At 70.7% G+C, this 16,770-nt stretch carries 12 protein-coding genes; all 12 read right to left on the bottom strand.

Features of this window, described 5'->3' with window-relative positions; all coding sequences use genetic code 11:
• Window positions 1-7 precede the first annotated feature (7 nt).
• Window positions 8-1,726: an ABC transporter ATP-binding protein gene (locus YIM_RS29045; protein ID WP_153033357.1), complete on the bottom strand. Its 1,719-nt coding sequence runs from the start codon at window positions 1,724-1,726 to the stop codon at window positions 8-10.
• Window positions 1,723-3,435 (bottom strand): ABC transporter ATP-binding protein, encoded by a 1,713-nt coding sequence (locus YIM_RS29050; RefSeq protein WP_194239784.1) that lies wholly within the window; start codon window positions 3,433-3,435, stop codon window positions 1,723-1,725. The genes YIM_RS29045 and YIM_RS29050 overlap by 4 nt, the downstream gene beginning before the upstream one ends.
• Entirely contained in the window at window positions 3,422-4,468 is a 1,047-nt protein-coding gene (locus tag YIM_RS29055; protein WP_194239785.1) for an LLM class flavin-dependent oxidoreductase, read from the bottom strand. The genes YIM_RS29050 and YIM_RS29055 overlap by 14 nt, the downstream gene beginning before the upstream one ends.
• A 17-nt stretch (window positions 4,469-4,485) precedes the next feature.
• Window positions 4,486-4,896, bottom strand: a complete 411-nt coding sequence (locus YIM_RS29060) for a lasso peptide biosynthesis B2 protein (RefSeq protein WP_153033360.1) — start codon at window positions 4,894-4,896, stop codon at window positions 4,486-4,488.
• Complete coding sequence (locus YIM_RS29065; protein WP_153033361.1) at window positions 4,893-5,150, bottom strand: lasso peptide biosynthesis PqqD family chaperone; 258 nt, start codon at window positions 5,148-5,150, stop codon at window positions 4,893-4,895. Before YIM_RS29065 ends, YIM_RS29060 begins: the two co-directional genes overlap by 4 nt.
• Window positions 5,147-6,958 (bottom strand): asparagine synthase-related protein, encoded by a 1,812-nt coding sequence (locus YIM_RS29070; protein WP_153033362.1) that lies wholly within the window; start codon window positions 6,956-6,958, stop codon window positions 5,147-5,149. Before YIM_RS29070 ends, YIM_RS29065 begins: the two co-directional genes overlap by 4 nt.
• Before the next feature lie 119 nt (window positions 6,959-7,077).
• Entirely contained in the window at window positions 7,078-7,203 is a 126-nt protein-coding gene (locus YIM_RS29075; protein ID WP_153033363.1) for a lasso RiPP family leader peptide-containing protein, read from the bottom strand.
• Window positions 7,204-7,239: 36 nt separating this feature from the next.
• The gene (locus YIM_RS29080; protein WP_194239786.1) at window positions 7,240-7,407 is read right to left on the bottom strand and encodes a lasso RiPP family leader peptide-containing protein; all 168 of its coding nucleotides are present in this window, start codon (window positions 7,405-7,407) and stop codon (window positions 7,240-7,242) included.
• Between the two features lie 56 nt (window positions 7,408-7,463).
• On the bottom strand, window positions 7,464-8,894 hold the full coding sequence (locus tag YIM_RS29085) for a BTAD domain-containing putative transcriptional regulator (protein ID WP_153033365.1): 1,431 nt from the start codon (window positions 8,892-8,894) through the stop codon (window positions 7,464-7,466).
• A 133-nt stretch (window positions 8,895-9,027) separates the two neighbouring features.
• Window positions 9,028-9,684, bottom strand: a complete 657-nt coding sequence (locus tag YIM_RS29090) for a response regulator (protein WP_194239787.1) — start codon at window positions 9,682-9,684, stop codon at window positions 9,028-9,030.
• 761 nt (window positions 9,685-10,445) lie between these two features.
• Window positions 10,446-13,379: an AAA family ATPase gene (locus tag YIM_RS29095; RefSeq protein ID WP_153033366.1), complete on the bottom strand. Its 2,934-nt coding sequence runs from the start codon at window positions 13,377-13,379 to the stop codon at window positions 10,446-10,448.
• 490 nt (window positions 13,380-13,869) lie between these two features.
• Window positions 13,870-16,644, bottom strand: a complete 2,775-nt coding sequence (locus tag YIM_RS29100) for an AAA family ATPase (RefSeq protein ID WP_153033367.1) — start codon at window positions 16,642-16,644, stop codon at window positions 13,870-13,872.
• Window positions 16,645-16,770 lie beyond the last annotated feature (126 nt).

Genomic DNA, 16,770 nt, shown 5'->3' on the forward strand with positions numbered 1-16,770 from the left:
CCGAGCTTCAGTCGACGGCGACGGTGCCTCCGTCCCTTGTCCAGTAGTCGACCAGGCGCGCGTAGTCCGCCGAACCGTGCAGGAGTTCCTCGTGCGTGCCCTGCACCAGCGATCCCGCACCCATCAGCAGGACCCGCTCGGCACGCATCGCCGAACTGATCCGGTGGGCGACCACGATCAGCGTGCCCGGCCGCCGCGCGAACGCCTCTTCGGCGACCGCTTCGGCCCGCGGGTCCAGATGGCAGGTCGCTTCGTCCAGGATCACCACGCGGGCCGGCGACAGATACACCCTGGCGAGCGTGATCAGTTGCCGCTCGCCACCGGAAAGGTTGTCCGGCCGGATCTCCCCGTCGAGCCCGCCGTGCCGGGTGATCAGTTCGGTCAAACCGAACACCGCGGCCGCGCTGACCAGTTCCGCGTCCTCGGCGGCCGGTGCGAGATACGCGAGGTTCTCCCGCACCGTGCCGGCGAAGACATACGCCTCCTGCGGCACCAGCGCGACAGACCGGCGAAGCCATTCCGTGCGCAGGTCCCGCAGGTTGACGCCACCGAGCGCCACGCTACCCGCTTCGGGGGATTCGAGTCCGGCGAACACGTTGACCAATGTGGACTTCCCGATGCCGCTCGGCCCGACCACGACCAGCCGGGTGCCCTCGTCGAGGGTCAGGTCCGCGTTCGCGAGTACCGGTTCGGACTGGGGGCCGTAGCGGAAGGTGACCCCTCGCAACGCGAGGTCGTACCGGCTCGCTTCGAGAGAGCCTCCGCTCTCCGCGGAAATCCCGGTGCCGGACAACCTCGCCAGCACGGTCGCGACTTCCAGGGCCTGGTTGCCGAGCAGTTCGGTGATCGCGCGCCAGGCGGGTTCGAGTCCGGTCGCCAGGTACGTGATCGCGCCGACCAGTTCCCCAACGGTCAACGCCCCTCGCGAGACCAGAACCGGTGCCAGCAGCAACAGGACGATCAACGGCAGGTGCCCGGCCAGGCCGATCACGCCGATCCTCGCACCGCTGATCCCGGCAACCCCGGTCGCCGCTTCCGCGCTCGCGCGCAGTCGGCGATCGGTGTCGCCGGCGGCCCGCCCGGCCGCGTCACAGGCGGCGATGTCGCGCGTTCCCGCCAGCACCAGGTCCAGTTCGGCGGCCAGCTCTTCCTCGCACGCCAACGACTTCTCGTACCTGCGCCGCCACACCCCCGACAACCGGACGAGCAGGACCCCGGCCGGCAGCATGATCGGCACCAGCGCGACGACCATCGCGGGCACCAGTGCCACCAGGCCGGCGCACGCCGCGATGGTCATCAGCACCGCCGAGCTGATCGCCATCACCAGGTTGGACAGGATCTGGCGAACCGTCTCGGTCTGGCCGATGATCCGCGCGGCGAAACCCGTCCGCGCCGCGAATCCGGCCGAAACCGCGGTGTGCAGGCTGGTGTGGACCACTTGGTGCACGAGGTGGTCACGCACCGCTTCGGCCAGGACGGCCATCGGCCCCATCGCCTGCCGCGTGGCGACCGCGCCGAGCCCGAGAGACGCGCCGTAGCAGCCGAGGATCGCCAGTCCGAACCCGGCGTTCCCGGCCAGGAATCCCCGGTCCAGCGCCACCGCGACCAGCAGGCCGGACAACAGCGTGGGGACCGCGCCCAGCAACGACCAGCACAGCACCATCACCAGCGCACGGCGGTTTTTGTTGATCGGCGGTGAAATCATCCGCCACGCCACGGAGTTCACCGCACCTCCGACCCGGCGGCGGCCGGTTGCCGCAGGCCGAACAACGCGCGGTAGTCCGGATCCCGCACGAGTTCCCGATGAGGGGCCAACGCCCGGATCCGGCCGCTGTCCAGCCAGGCGACCAGATCCGCCGACGCCGCGGTGGCCGCCCGGTGCGCGACGATCAGCCGGGTCCGGCCACGCAGTGCACGGTCCAGCGCCGCCGTGACCTCGGCTTCGGTCGCGGTGTCCAAACTGGACGTGGCGTCGTCCAGCACGACCACCCTCGCGTCCCGCCACGCCGCCCTGGCGAGGCCGAGGCGTTGCAGCTCACCGCCGGACAGCAGCAACCGGCTCCGGCGCGTCCCGGCTCCGGCAGGCAGGCGGCGCACGAAATCGGCTGCCGCGCTGACCCGCAGCGCCTGCTCGACCTGCGCCGGGGTGGCCGGGTGATCGGCGTAGGCGATCGCGTCCGCGACCGTTTCGCCGTGCAGCACCGGCTTTTCGAAGGCGTAGGTCACCGCCCCGCCCAGCTCGTCACGCCGGAGTTCGGTCAGCGGCACGCCGTCGAGGCGCACCGACCCCGCCTCCGGAACCAGCAGGCCACCGGCGACCTCGGTCAGCGTGGACTTCCCGGCGCCGGACCGGCCGACGATCGCGATCGCCACCCCCGGCGGGAAGTCGACGTCGACGCCGTCGAGCACCGGGCTCACCCGTACCCCGCGCAGGCTCAGCGCGCCCGGCCCCGGCGGCAGCGTCCTGGTACCGGCCGGCCGCACCGGCTCCGCCAGCACCTCGGCGACCATGGTCGCCGAACCCAGCGCCCGCGCGACCCTGCCCAGCACCATGGTCTGCTGGAACATGCCGACGGCGAAGCCGAAGTACCCCTGCGCGGCGAGGAGTTCACCGGCGGTCATCCGTCCGTGCAGCACGCTGTAGCCCGCCACCGCGAGCACGGCCACCTGCAGCAACGGCATCACCAGGTTGACGCGGAAGGCCGCGGTCCGGAGCACCCGCCAGAACTCGTGCCCCGCGGCGGTCAGCGCGGGCAGTCCCGCGACCACGCGGTCGACCTCGCGAGCGGCCGTTCCGCTCGCCCTGATCGTCCGCGCCCCGCGGACCGCGTCGGTGAACCGGCCGGTCAACTCCCCCTGCCGGGTCTGGTAATCGGTGGTGTTCGCACTCATCCGGCGGGTCAGCAGGCCCGCCTGCCACCAGATCAGTGGTGCCGCGGCCAGCACGATCAGGCCCAGCCGGAGGTCGAGCAGCACGAGCAGCACCAGTCCGGCGATCGAGGTGACCACCGAGACCAGCAGGGCGGTCAGCGCGGTCACCGCGCTCGAGGTCATCGCGGCCGACTGCGAGATCCGGCCGAGCAGGTCACCGGTGCCGTACCGCCGGAACGCGCCGAGATCCAGGCGGAGCAGGTGCCGCACCAGCCTGCGCCGGAGCGACAACGTGCCACTGACCTGCGCCCGTTTCTCCAGCACCACCGTGCCCGCCCCGGCGGCGGAGCCCAGCACGAGCACGACGCAGACCAGCGCGATCGCGGCGCCGCTGCTCCCCCGGCCGCTGATCGCGTCCACCGCGGCCGCCAGTGCACCCGGCACGGCCAGCAGCGCCGCCACCTCGACCGCCGTCAGTACCAGCAACGCGAGACCGTCACGACCCGAGGACCGCACCGAACTCCACAGTGTCCTGGCGTCGCGGCGGAGATCACCGACCGGCATCGGATCCGCCGGCCAGCCGTGCCCGTACCGCGGGGAAAACCTCGCGCGCCAGCCGATCGAGCACACCGGGCGCGGCCGAGGTCCGGCCGAACGGCTCGACCTGGCACAGCACCCGGTGACACCCGGACACGGAGATGTTGTGCACCAGGCGGTCCACACAGGTTTCGGCATCACCCACCGCGTGCATCGCCAGCAGCCGGTCGGTGATCTCCTCGGTCAGCGCTTCCAGCTCGGCCCCGCTGGGCCGGGTGTCGGGCATCGCGATCAGCATCCGGTCCCGGTTGCCGCCCTTGAGCATGGCGCGGGCACGCTCACGCATCAGCTCGCGTGCTTCGTCCGCCGTCTCCGTGAGGTAGGTGTACAACGCGAACGCGTGGTCGGCCGGGGCCGTCGCGTCACCCGCGAAGCGCCGGTAGTCCTCGATCATCAGGGCCTTGGTCGCGGCGTCCTTGTCGAAGTAGAGGAGCATCGGCAGCCCGCGTTCGGCCGCCAGCCGCACCGAGTCCTCGGAATTGGCCGCCACGTACACCGGCGGCCCACCAGGCGTGGCGGGCAGCGGCACCAGCGGCAGCGGTTCCGGACCGGGTACTTTGCCGTCGAGTGCGGCGAGCGTGTGATCGAGGGCGCCGGTCATCCCCGAACGCCAGTGTTCGACGCCGCCGCCGATGACGTCGTATTCGACCAACGGCTGGCCGCGGCCGACACCGAGCACGAACCGGCCGCCGGAGACCTGGTCGAGCAACGCCGCCTGCTCGGCGGTGTGCACCGGCGAGTGCAGCGGGAGCAGGGTGACCGCGGTACCGACGGTGATCCGCTCGGTGGCGCCGAGCAGGTAGGCCGCGAGCGCCATCGAGGAGGGGGACACCACCGAATCCAGGAAGTGGTGCTCGGTGATCCAGACGTCGTCCACCCCGAGCGCGTCGGCTTGCCTGGCCAGCGCCACCGAGCGGCGGAGCACGTCGGTGTCGGACTGGCCGGCGTCCCGGTGCGAGCCGAGCAGCACCCCGAACCGGACGGAATCGGCAGCTGACATGGCGGGGCCCTCTTTTCTCATGCGGGTACGGACAGCACGACGTGGTAGGCACGCATGTCTTCGGCCTCGCCGATGGCGTTGCCGTCGACCTCGACCCAGGCGTGCGCCCGGAACGGTTCCGTGCGCACGCCCGTGCGCCAGTCGGGCCAGGTTCCGGTCAACCGGCAGAGCAACGCGGTCGCGATGGCCCGCTGGAGGCACTGCTGCCCGGCGCACCGCTTGCTCACCGACACCACCGCCTGACGCGCGCCCATCGCCTGCTCCGCGGTCGCCGGGCGGGCACCCGTCTTCGCCAGTTCGAGGACTTTGCGGAGCCGGAAGGGTTTGGCGTGCATGAGAATCCGCGCGACGGTCACGGCGGCATGAGCGGCGATCCGCTTCGGAACCGGGACCCGGCCGGCGGTTTCGAGGGTGATCGGCAGCGTCATCCCGTCACCAGCTTCGCCTGTCGCAGCGCACGCGTGAACTCGGAGACCGTTTCGGCGACCCGCTCGGCGTCCGCCGGGAACCGTGCACACAGGACAGTCGCCGCGTCGTCCGGCTGTCCGCCGTCGAGGAGGGTGCGGATGACCACCGCCGCCGTCGTGTTGAGCTGCCAGTACCGGCCGGATCGCTGGTCCAGCAACACCATTCCACTGTCGGTTTCGGTCACCGACACGTGGTCGGCCAGTACCAGGCTCATGACTTTCCTCCAGTCGTGGTGGTGAGCGCGGCGACCGACCGCAGCCAGGCCTCGCAGGCCAGGGTGCCCAGCAGCGGCATCAGGTCGCGGGACGCGGGATGGGGCGCCAGCAGCGCCCGGCGGAACGCGTCGGCGTCGACCAGGCCGAACCGCTCCAGTTCCAGTTGCTCGCACTGCTCCAGCAGTTCACGCTTGTGGTGGGCGAAACCGGCGTAGACGTCGGCGCTGAACTCACCCTTGGTCGGCCTGCCGAGCACGTGCCCCGGCACGACCGGCCGCATGGCCTCGGCCAGCACCGGCTTGTACCGGTTCGCCGCGACGCGGTCCTGTAGTCGGATCGACAACGCCGCCTCGACCACCCGGTCGTCGACGAACGGCGCGTGCCAGCTCACGTCGTGCCGGGCGCTCATCCAGCTCGCCCGGCGCACACCGTCACCGCAAACGCGCACCATGTCGAGCGTCGCGTGCTGGGCCCGCAAGGGAGACAACGGCTTCGGCGCCCGCCGGGCGGCGGCGAGCAGGAGCGCGCGGTTCAGTTCGACCGCGCGCGAAGTGGTCCACGGTGGCATCCTCGGCGGCTCACCCCAGCCCATGCTGGGATCGGAGGTCTTCGGCAGCGGTTCGGTGAGCGTGCGAGCGCAGTCGGCCAGCCAGCGCCGGTAGCTGGTGTTGTCCGCGAGGAAGCGCAGGGCACGCCCCAGCGTCCAGCGGCGCAGGCTGAGGTTGGACCGCAGGTGCGGCAGGTAGCTCAGCGGCGCGGTTCGCAGCAGGCTGTGGTCGTGCTGGGGCATCACGTAGAACAGCTCGTCCCCGCCGTGCCCGGTCAGATGCCTTGCCACGCCGTGTTCCGCGAGCAACCGCACGTGGTGGTAGTGCAGTCCGTGCGTCCGCAGCCAGGACGACGGTCCTTCCGCGTCCGGCTCGGGAGTGAGCGCGCCGGCGAGGTTCATCGGCGCGTCATCGCGCGCGATGACCAGGTGTTCGGCGTCCGGCAGGTCGGCGGCGGCCTTCGACGCCCAGATCACATCGTCGTTCGCGCTGTCCACTGCCTCGAACCGCGTCGTGAGCAGCTCACCGGGGTGTTTCGCGAGCAGGAAGGCAAGACTGGTCGAGTCCATCCCGCCGGACAGGTCCGAGCTGGTGCGGCCGGGCAGCGAAGCACGCGCGGCCACCCCGGCTTCGAGCGCGGCCCTGACCGCGGCCGCCCCTTCCCGCAACGGCAGTTCCGGCTCCGGAATGGTCCACCACGCCGAAATCCGGCAACCGCCGTCCGGTTTCATCGTCAGGTAGGCGTCCGGCGGTACCCGCTCGATGCCGTGCCACGCGCACTCGTCCTCCAACGGCCACGGTGGCGCCGTGACCATGAGGTAGCGGGCGAGCAACGACTCGTCGAGGCCCGTTCCGGCGAGTGCCGCCAGCGTTTGCGGCCGATCGGCGAGCACGGTGGTGCCGCGCACGCGTGTGTAGTAGATCTGGCAGACTGCGGAGATCGTGCCCTGCGCGCGAACCCGTCCGCCGAACGCCGCCAGCAGATGACTGCTTCCCGGCAACGCGCCGGCCAGCCGGTCGAGCTGCGAAAGGTCCTCCACGCGCTCGAGTTCCGAACGCAGTTTCGCTTCGGTGATCCCCGGCCAGCCGAGCAGCACGAGCACGCGGTCACCGATCCGGGTGGAGACGATCTCGTCGTCCCGCCATTCACCGGCGATCCATGGCCGCCCGGACGGGTACGCGATCGTCCGGGCGGACGGCTCGGCCGATTCGGCGACCGCCCGGCCGGGATCACTGTCCGGGAAAATCGTGAACTTCACTTTCAGCCTCCAGCGGCCAATGGCGGAACAGCGCCATTTTTCGACGTTCTCCGTGAAATCCCGTGCCGGCGCGGGGGCAGGGAAACACCGCACCGGCACGGGCGTTCAGCGCACGCGGATCAGCAGAAGATCAGGCACTGCTTGTTGTACTCGTATCCCCGGCCGCCGCCACCGAGGGTGACCTCGTCGAACTCACCGACGGACGTCATCGCGGGCGGCTCGTAAACCGTGTTTTCGTCGATCATCTTTCAGCTCCCAGTTCTGTGATGGGGGAATTGCGGTCAGTCGCACCAGATGAGGCAGCGCACGCCGGGCTCGAAACCCCAGCCGCGCGAACCGAGGGTCACCTTGTCGAAATCGCCGACCTCGATCAGCGCCGGCGCCTCGAACACAGTGGACTCGTTGTTCACGAAAACCAGCTCCTTCTCGCTTGGCGGGCTTTCCGCCACGAGAACGACGCTCCCACCCCGGCGTGGCAATCGCGTTGCACCGCGGTGGCAACGAATCATTCCGACCGCAGTACCGCCGCGTATTCCGCCAGTGAGAGACCGGGATTCCGGTCGGCGTGTTCGGCGGCGACGCGCAAGGTCAGCGGCAGTCCCGAACACACCCCGGCGAGTTCGATGAGGCCCTTCGATTCGACGGCACGGCGGCGCGAGCCGAGCAGTTCCCCCAGCAGGGCCGATGCCTCGTCCGCACTGAGCGGCGCGAGTTCGAGTCGTTCCGCGCCGGCGGAGGTGGTCAGCCCCGGCAAGGTGTCGACGCTGGTGATGAGCACCACGTGCGCCCCGCCGGGCAGCAGCGGCCGCACCTGTTCGGCGCTGAGCGCGTTGTCCAGTACCAGCAACATCCTCCGGCCCGCCAGCAGAGTCCGGAACAGGGCGCTCCTGGCGTTCACACCGGAGGGCAGGCGAGCGGTGCCGCCGATCCCGGCGAGGAGGATCTCCAGCGCTTCCAGCGTGCTGAGACCGGTGAGATCCACGTACAGCTCACCGTCGGGGAAACGGTCCTGGTGTCTTCGTCCCCAGCGCGTCACGAGGGCGGTCTTGCCGACCCCGGGCGGTCCGCTGATGACGACCGGTGCGGACCGCTCCTCGTCCAGGCGCGAAAGTTCGCGCTCACGCCCGACGAAGCGGGGCACTTCAGGCGGTAGCTGGTGCGGCCGCACCAGCGGGACGGCCGCTTCCGGTCCGTCGGCGAGGATGCGCCGGTGCAGTTCGCGCAGCCGGGCGCCCGGGTCGGCGCCCAGGTTCTCGGCGAGGACGGTGCGGCATCGCTCGTAGGCGGCGAGTGCCTCGGCCGGGCGGCCCGCGTCGTGGAGCGCACGCATGAGCTGGGCCCAGAAGCCTTCCCGCAGCGGGTTTTCGCTCACCAGGTGACGGAGTTCGGCGATGACGTCGGCCGCCGCGCCGGCGGCGAGGTCGCATTCGATGCGGCGGTGGACGGCTTCGTGGTACTGCTCGTGCAACGCCGGTACCACTTCGCGGTGCAAGGATGCACTGGAGACGTCACAGAAAGCCGGTCCGCGCCACAAGGCGAGCGCCTCGCGGAGCAGCGCGGGTTCGTCGTCGGTGCCGGTGGCCGCCGCGGCACGGGTCAGCAAGGCGCGGAAGCGGTGGAGATCGATGTGTTCGGGGTCCATTTCCAACCGGTAGCCGTGCTGACCGGAAGAAATGACCGAAGGCTCCGCCGGGACGTCGAGCAAACGGCGGAGGCGTTTGATGTAACCGCGGATGGTGGTGCGGGCACCGGGTGGTGGTTCGTCGTCCCACAGGCGATCCGCGATTTCGGTCATCGAGACCGGCCTGCCCGGCCGGAGTGCCAACGCGGAGAACAACGCGCGAAGCCTGCCTGCCGGCATGGCGATGATCTCGACGGATTCGTCCGTCCGCTCGATCTCGAAGGTGCCGAGCAGGCGCACACGGAACAGGAGCACAGAATCACCCACACTTTGATTCGTCGTCGTACGTCGCGGCGAGCGATGCCCCGGAGACTTCCTTCCTCGCCGCGCCCCACCGTAAGTGGGTTCGGGAGGGTGCGGTGTCTGTTGGATGACCTACAAGAGCCGGTTACAGATCGTCGACTTCGATGAGACCGTCCTGTATCGCCCTGGCCACCAGAGCCGCCTTGGTGCGGGCCTGCCGCCCGACGTTCGCGTATTTCACCCGCACGCGGTCGAGGTAGGTGCTGAGGGTTCCGGTGGTGATGCCGAGTTTCTCCGCGGCCAGTTCCTTCGATTCCGACTGGAACCATTGGAGGAGCACGTTCTCCTCGCGTTCGGACAGGCGGGGCCGGTCCGAACGGCGGTTGGTGCCCAGCGCGCCCGCCAGTGCGGGTGGGGTGTACGGCAGGTCCGACGCGGCGGCGACGGTCGCGGCGACGAGGTGGGCCTTGCCTTCCGCCTTGGTGAGAAAGGTGAAGGCACCCAGGTCGAGGCAGGTCAGTGCGGCCTGTTCGTCCTCGCGCATGGAGTAGACGATGACCTGGCGGCCGGCGTCGATGAGGCGCCTGAGGTCTCCGTATGCCGGAGTCGGCTGGCCGGGCAACTGCAGGTCGAAGACCACCACGTCGGCGGTGTCGCCAGGGGGCGTCCAGGCCACCTTGGCGGTCGGGCCGGTCGCGACGACCTCGATCGGCGGATCGGCGGTCGAATACCAGAACTCGACCCCGGCGACGACCGCCGGGTGGTCGTCGATGACGGTCACGGTGATGTGCCCGGTCGCCATGTCACCCCCGTCCACGGCCGGTCGGCTTTACGGTGACGCGCACACCCGAAAATCGCCGAGGCCGATGCGGGTTCGACGAGTTCGCGGCGCCGTGCCCACCACCCACTCCCAGCCCCCAGCCGACCTCGGATGGCACTCAACCTAGCGTGGGGTGACCAAGGGGACAGCGTCCGTTTGAGTGACTGCCTTTCCGGTTCCATGGGGGGTTTCGTCCCTGATTTTGGCCGAAAAGCGGCCAGCCGAGTGACAAGGCGCTCGCGTTCGTCCCACTTCGGGGCGAATTGCTGCACCAGGTGCGAAAGCTCGAGATCACGGCGGTTGTGCCTTCGGCGGGTTCCCAGCCGCGGCCTGCTTGACTGCGACCCGGTGGAAGTCGTTGCCCGGCACGGGATCCCCGGCCCACGGTGCTCGGGGGCCCGGACACGACGTCGCGACCTTCGGGCAGCACGTCGTCGTGTCCGTCGGTGCCCAAGACCGCGGCGGCCTCCTCGCACACCAGCTCCAGCAGCACCCCCTAGCCGATCAGAGGCACCCCCTAGTCGATCGCGCCCGCCCCCCCCTAGCCAGGCCGGGCGCACCCCCTGACCGGCCGAGGTCGCCCCCTGGCTGACCGGAGGTGCCCCCCTGACCGGGCGGGGTCGGCCCCCTGGCCGGTAATGCTCAGCCGGGAGCGGCCGGACATGATCACCGCGGCCATGCCGAGGCCACCGGCTTCCAGACGCCGGGGGTCGCGGTGGTCTTCGACTGTCCGATCGGGATGGTCAGGCTGTTTCCGTGCGGTCCGGCCACAGCAGCCTCGCCAGCTCCGAACGGCGGGTCACCCGCAGCTTGCGGTAGACGCGGGTCAGATGTTGCTCGACGGTGCTCGTCGACAGGTGCAGCCGCGTGCCGATCTGCCGGTTGGTCATCCCGGCGGCGGCCAGCGCCGCCACCCGGCCTTCGGCGTTGCTCAGCTCGGGCGGCACCGGAGCCTGCTCCTCACCGAGCAGGCCGGCCAGGTCGAACCGGTAGCCCTCGGCCAGCACCCGGCGCACATCATCCTGCGCGCCGCAGTCATCGGCGATGTCGAGGGCCCGCTGGGCGCCTTGCTGCGCCTGCTTGGTGTCCCCGCGGGCGTAGCGCTCGTTGCTCAGCTCGGCCAGCGAGAGCGCCAGTTCCAGCGCGTGCTCGGATTTTTCCAGCAGGTCGACGGATTCCCGCAGCAGGCCGTTGCGGGAGTCCGGTTTGGACACCCGCGCGAGCAGCCGCAGCGACACCCCGCGGACCGCACCCGGTTCGCCCCTCCTCCGCCTGCTCTGCTCCTCGAACAGGGCCTTGGCCTCAGCGGTACGGCCGAGCGCGGCGTGCACCATTCCCGCGCCCAGCCGCCAGGGCGCGATCACCGCCCGGTCCAGCCCCCATTCCCGCATCAGCCTGCCGCACCGCTGGAAGTCCTCCAGCGCCGCGAAGTACCGCTCGGTCCGCAGCGCGTACAGGCCACGGGCGTGGAGGTAACCCAGGCCGAAGGCGGTGTCGAAGGTCCCGGCGGGCAGCGGGCGCCGCAGGTGCTCGGCCGCTTCCGGATAACGTCCCAGCCCGCTGGTCGCGGCGATCAGGATGCTCTGCGGGTAGGCGATCACCACTCCCCAGCCACGGTCGGACAGCAGGGCCAGCGCCTCACTCGCGCGGCGCTCGGCGACCGGCAGCCGGCCCCGCCGCAGCGCGATGTCGGCCGAGACCGCGAGCGCGATCGCCGACAACGTGGTCAGGTTGTGCCTGCGGGCGTGGCCGAGCAGGCTCTCGCACCAGTGCTCCGCGCGGTCGAGCCGGTCCGCGTAGACCAGGGCGAGCAGCGCCGCGAACACCGATTCGTCCACGTGGGATACCAGTTCCGTGCTCTGCAGCACGAACTCCGCGCTCGAGCAGTCGGCGCCAACGCCCCCGGCCAGCACCGAAACCAGCGCGGTGAACGCATGCAGGCGAAGGTCGCCGGTCGCGTCCGGTTCGTGGCCCTTGCCGCGCTCGGTCGCCGGGGTTTCGCGCCGGGGGTGCAGGAACCGCATCCACTGGCGGGTCGCCTTGAGCGCGTCCTGACCGGCCGGTGTCCGCCCGGCCCGGACGGACTCCATCCACTCCACCACCCCCGCGGCCTCCTTCGCGCGGCCGTGCCACAGCAGGTAACCCGCGAGCCGCCCGGCGTCCCGGTCACCGAGGTACCCGGCCAGCAGCGCGTCGCGCAGGGGCGTGAGGTAGCTCGCCGCGGCACGGGGGTTGGTGTGCCACTTGATCCGCACGAGCAGCCCGAGACTGCGGGCCCGCGTGCGCTCGTCGACCTCGGCCCGCGAAGCGAGTTCCATGTACTCCGCGGCCTGATCCAGCTCACCGGCGGCCAGGGCCTCCTCGGCCGCCTCGATCAGCACCTCCACCGCCCACGGCCGGACGGGCTCGGCGGCCGAGACCAGGTGACGGGCGATGGCGTCGCGGTCGAAGCCCTTCTCGTAGAACAGTTCGGCGATCCGCGCGTGCAGGGCGGACACGGCCGACGGCTCCATCGTCTCCAGCACCGCGGCGCGCGCGGACGAGGTGCGGTAGGCACCGCTCGCCTCGACGATCCCGGCCGCGGCGAGCGCGGTCATCGAGCGGTCCACCTCCTCGGCCGGGGCGAGCACCAGCGAGGGCACCAGGCTCCGGTCCGGCCGGTCACCCAGCAGGGCCAGGGCACGGGCCACCTCGCGCAGCCCGGAACCACCGCGGTACAGGCAAACCGCCACCGCGTCGCGGAAGCCGCGGTGCCCGGTGGTGACGCCGGTAGTGACGCCGGTGGCGGCCCCGGTGCTCGGCACGGTGTCGAAGGCGGTGTTCAAAGCGGTGTTCAAGGCCGTGTTCAAGGTGGTGCCGACAGCGTTGCCGACGGCGGTGACAGCGTTGTCAACAGCGGTGACGGCGTTGGCGGCGGCGTTGTGGACGGTGCCGGAAGCGGTGCCGGAAGCGAGGTCCTTGAGCAATCCCTTGAGCAGCAGTGGGTTGCCACCGGAGGCTTGGTGCAGCGCTGCCAGCCGGTCGTCCGGGAAGTCCTCCCCCGCGCACCGCCGGACCATCGCGGCGACCCCGGCCCGGCTCAGCGCGCCGACGTCGACGGAGTGGATGCGCGTGCGCCGGGTGAGCTCGGCGTCGAACTCGGTCAGCCGGGTCCGCAGGTGCTCGGCCACGCCGAACAGGAACAGGATCGGCGAGGTGAACAACCGCCGCTGGACGTAGAGCAGGTTCTGCAGGGACTCGTCGTCGGCGAAGTGGAGGTCGTCGACGCAGACCACCAGCGGACCCGAGGACAGGCGCTCGAGCAACGCCCGGTGCAGCACCTCGCCCGTCCGCAGGGGTGCCGGGCACCCGGCCTCGTCCGTGCCGCCGGGTTCGCCAAGGTCATCGGGGGCAGCCAGGTCGTCGAGCAGCTGCCGGACCAGTGCCTGGGGGCACGACTGCTCGGCCAGCGAGCCGTTCGCGGTGAGCACCGAGGTCCCGGCCGCGGCGCAGTGCCCGACGAACTCGTGGATCAGCGCCGTCTTCCCGGTGGCGACCGGCCCCCGGACGACGACGGTCTGATTGCCCAGCTGCGCCGACCTCGCCAGCAGTGCCCGCAGCTCGGCGAGCTGGACCTCCCGTTCGACGAGTTCCGAAACGGCCGGGTTCGGCTCGTGAGCGCACTCGGCCCCGGTCACGACGCGGTGAGAGCCGCTTGGGAATCCCGGTAGCAGTTGATCAGGTCGAGCGGAGTGGGTGCACCCTCCGAAATGGACGTGTCATCGATGGTCATGCGAACTCCTGGCAGCTGACAACGACCGGACAGGGCGAGCAAATCGCAAGGGGATGCCGGGCACGGGGAACACCGATTCAATAGGGCCGATTCTACCTGCCGACAAAGCCGATCCTAACCACGCGTCCCGGGATTTGACCAGCAATCCCGGCCGTCCCCACGGCAAAAACGCTGGTCAAACTTCCGGCCGGAGTCGATCGGGCACACCTCGATGAACAGGCGGGCAAGGTGACGATCCCCATTCGGGCGCCACAGGCAAACACCGCCCACACGGGCAACGAACCGATGGGCCGAACGGCCCACAGGAAAAGAAGTTCCCTGTTTCGGCATTTCTGTTATTTCTGCCATATTTCGCTCGCCGGAAGTTCCGCCCCGGATTTGGCGAATTAAATGTACTAGGCGCTTGCCTCGTCGCGAGCCGGGTGCGGGAGGGCCGGTTGGGGCCCGAGCCGGGACAGCAGCTGCACCCGCGAGCTGACCCCCAGTTTGCGGTAGATCCGGGTCAGGTGCTGCTCGATCGTGCTGGTGGTGAGGTAGAGCCTGCCGGCGATCTCCCGGTTGGTCAGGCCCTTCGCCGCGAACTCGGCGACTCTGCGCTCCGCGTCGCTGAGCATGAGCAGGTCGACTTCCGTCTCCTCCAGCAGGTCCGGCGCGCCGACCCGCCGAGCGGGCTGTTCGGCGAAGAACGCCTGCCTGATGCTGTTGGCCTTGCGTGCCACCGACCGCGCCCGGCCCGCCTCACCGAGCCGGGTGTACGCGTCGTGCAGGGCGGCGAGCGCACTCGCCAACTCGAACTTGTCCCCGCTCCGGTGCAGGATGTCCACGGCATCGCGCAGCAGCGGTGGCCGGAGGCGCAGTTCGCGGGTCGCCGCCAGCAGCCGCAGGGTGCGCCCGCGCACCCGCGAGTGGCCGTCCTGGCCGATCCGGCGCAGCTGCTCGCGTGCATAGCGTGCGGCCGCCTCGCGGTCCCCGAGCTGCAGGTGCGCGGCGGCCATCTCCGTGCGCCACGGCAACGCCCCGGTCCGCTCCATCCCCCACTGGTCGAGCAGATCACCGACGGCCTGGAAATCGTCGAGAGCCACCTGCGCGAGCCCGCGCTCAACGTAGTGACGGCCGCGCGCCATCAGGTAGAACAAGCCGAACGGCGTCTCGAACATCACGTCCGGCACCGGCATGGCGAGCGTGCGCGCCGCTTCATCGTGATCGCCCAGAAGCGTTTGCGCCGTCAGCAGGGTGCTCAACGGCGCACCGGCCAGCACGCCCAATTCGGCGACCGGGATGAGTTCGAGCGCGGCGGCGGCCCGGCCGGCCGCGACGCTGAGCGAGCCCCTGCGCAAGGCGATCTCCGCCGCGATCGCGCCGAACAGCGCATGCCAGGTGGGCGCCTGGAGATCGAGGCAGGTCAGCATCAGGCCCCGGCACCGCCGTTCCGCTTCCTCCAGGCGCTCGGCGTGGATCATCGTGCGCAACGCCAGAACGAACGGCAGCAGATTGATCTCGGTCAGCGGCTGTTGCCAGAGCGCCTCGTCCGCTTGGTCCAGGCGTTCCGGGGTCGCCCCCTGGTGGTGGGTGCTCTGAAAGTGTTCGAGCAACCGATAGCCGATGGCGCCAGGAGGAATGATCGGCGTGCCGTTCGTCGTGCTCTCACCGTCCGCTCGCCCGAAGACGCCCGGATACATGTCGGCCAGCCACCTCCGCATCATCTCGAACTCCCAGGATGGCCGGGAGTCCGGCGGCAGGTCGGCCGCCAGCCGGGAGAGCACGGCGCAGACATCGGCCACCCGCCCCTGCACCAGCATGATGATGACGGGCATCGTCGCGTGCCTGCCCCCGAGCCGGCCGCTCAGCATCGCGTCGGTCAGCTCGGGCAGATGGCCGGCCGAGGCGCCCAGATCGACCCGCCACTCCGCCCGCAGCAGCATGGCCAGAATCTCCACCCTGCGCCGGACATCGGTGTCCACCTGGTACGCCAGCCGCAGCAGCTCGGTGGCCCGCCGCGGATAGCCCTCCTCCAGCGCCTGCCGCGCCCCCTCGACCAGGTTCGGTATGGCCGACGGGTCGTCGAGACGGCCGGAGGCGACGAAGTGCTCCGCGATCGTCAAGGAGTCCGCGCCGGAGGCCTTGAGCAGACCCGCCGCGCGCCAGCGCAGCTCGGACCGGTCAGCGGCGGAGAAGGTCCTGAGCACGGCGCCGGCGATGATCGGGTGCCGCACCCGGCCGGCTTCCACCAGGCCGATCTGGGTCAGCACCCGCACCGCCACGGCGACCCGGTCCGGCGCGGCGCCGACGAGCTGGCCGAGCAACGCGAACCGCGACGGCTCGCCGATCACCGACATCGCACCCGCGACCCGCAGGACTATCGGATCGCACCGGCGCAGGACGAGCTGGACCGCCCGCTCGAGTTCGGGCCCCGCGCCCGGCTCGGCCGGCGGGCCATCGCCGACGGTGGCAGCCCGGCTGTCCGCCAGCAACGCGTGCAGGAGCAGCGGATTGCCACCGGTGAGCTGGTACGCCTTCGCGGCCGGTTCCGTCGCACCGGGCTCGGGGAGTCGCTCGGCCATCAGCTCGGCGACGCCGCTCGGCGAAAGCGGGGTCAGCAGCAGCCGCCGGAAGTAGGCCTGCTGGTAAAGCTCGGCGCAGAGCAGCCGGGAGTTGGTCGGGGACGTTTCGACATCGTCGCGCCAGCCGAGGACGATCAGGATCCGGGCGCGTCCGGCACGGCGGATCAGGTAGATGAGCCAGTCCTGGGAGAACGCGTCGAGGTACTGCGTGTCGTCGATGGTGATCACCAGCGGGCTCCGGCCGGCCAGCTCCAGTACCGCCGTCGCCAGCCCGTCCAGCACCCGGGAGCGGCTCACCCCGTCGGATTCCGCATCGGCGAGCAGCTGGTGGTCGAGCAGGCCACCGACGAGCACCGCCGTATCGCGGTCGAAGACCTCACCGGCGAGCAGTTGGCGCACGATGCCAAGGGAAAGCGAGCATTCGGTCGGCGCCCCGCTGGCGCGGAGCAGTCGCGCCCCGGCGCCACGGGCCCGGTCGCCGAACTCGTCGATCAGCGCTGTCTTGCCGGTCCCGGCAACCCCCTGGACCGCGACGACGCGCACGCCCTCGGTGGCGGACTCGGCAAGAGCCGCGGTCAACTCGGCGAGTTCGGACTCTCGTTCGATCATGCGCGATCCCTCCGCCTCGAGGAGCGGTCGGCTGAGGTGGTCGACGAGCTGCTGTTCGTTGGTCACGGGCTACCTCGCCATTCGGCCGATCGCTCACATCAGCTCGAACCCTAGGCAGGCCCCACC

Source organism: Amycolatopsis sp. YIM 10 (genome assembly GCF_009429145.1).
Classification (GTDB): domain Bacteria; phylum Actinomycetota; class Actinomycetes; order Mycobacteriales; family Pseudonocardiaceae; genus Amycolatopsis.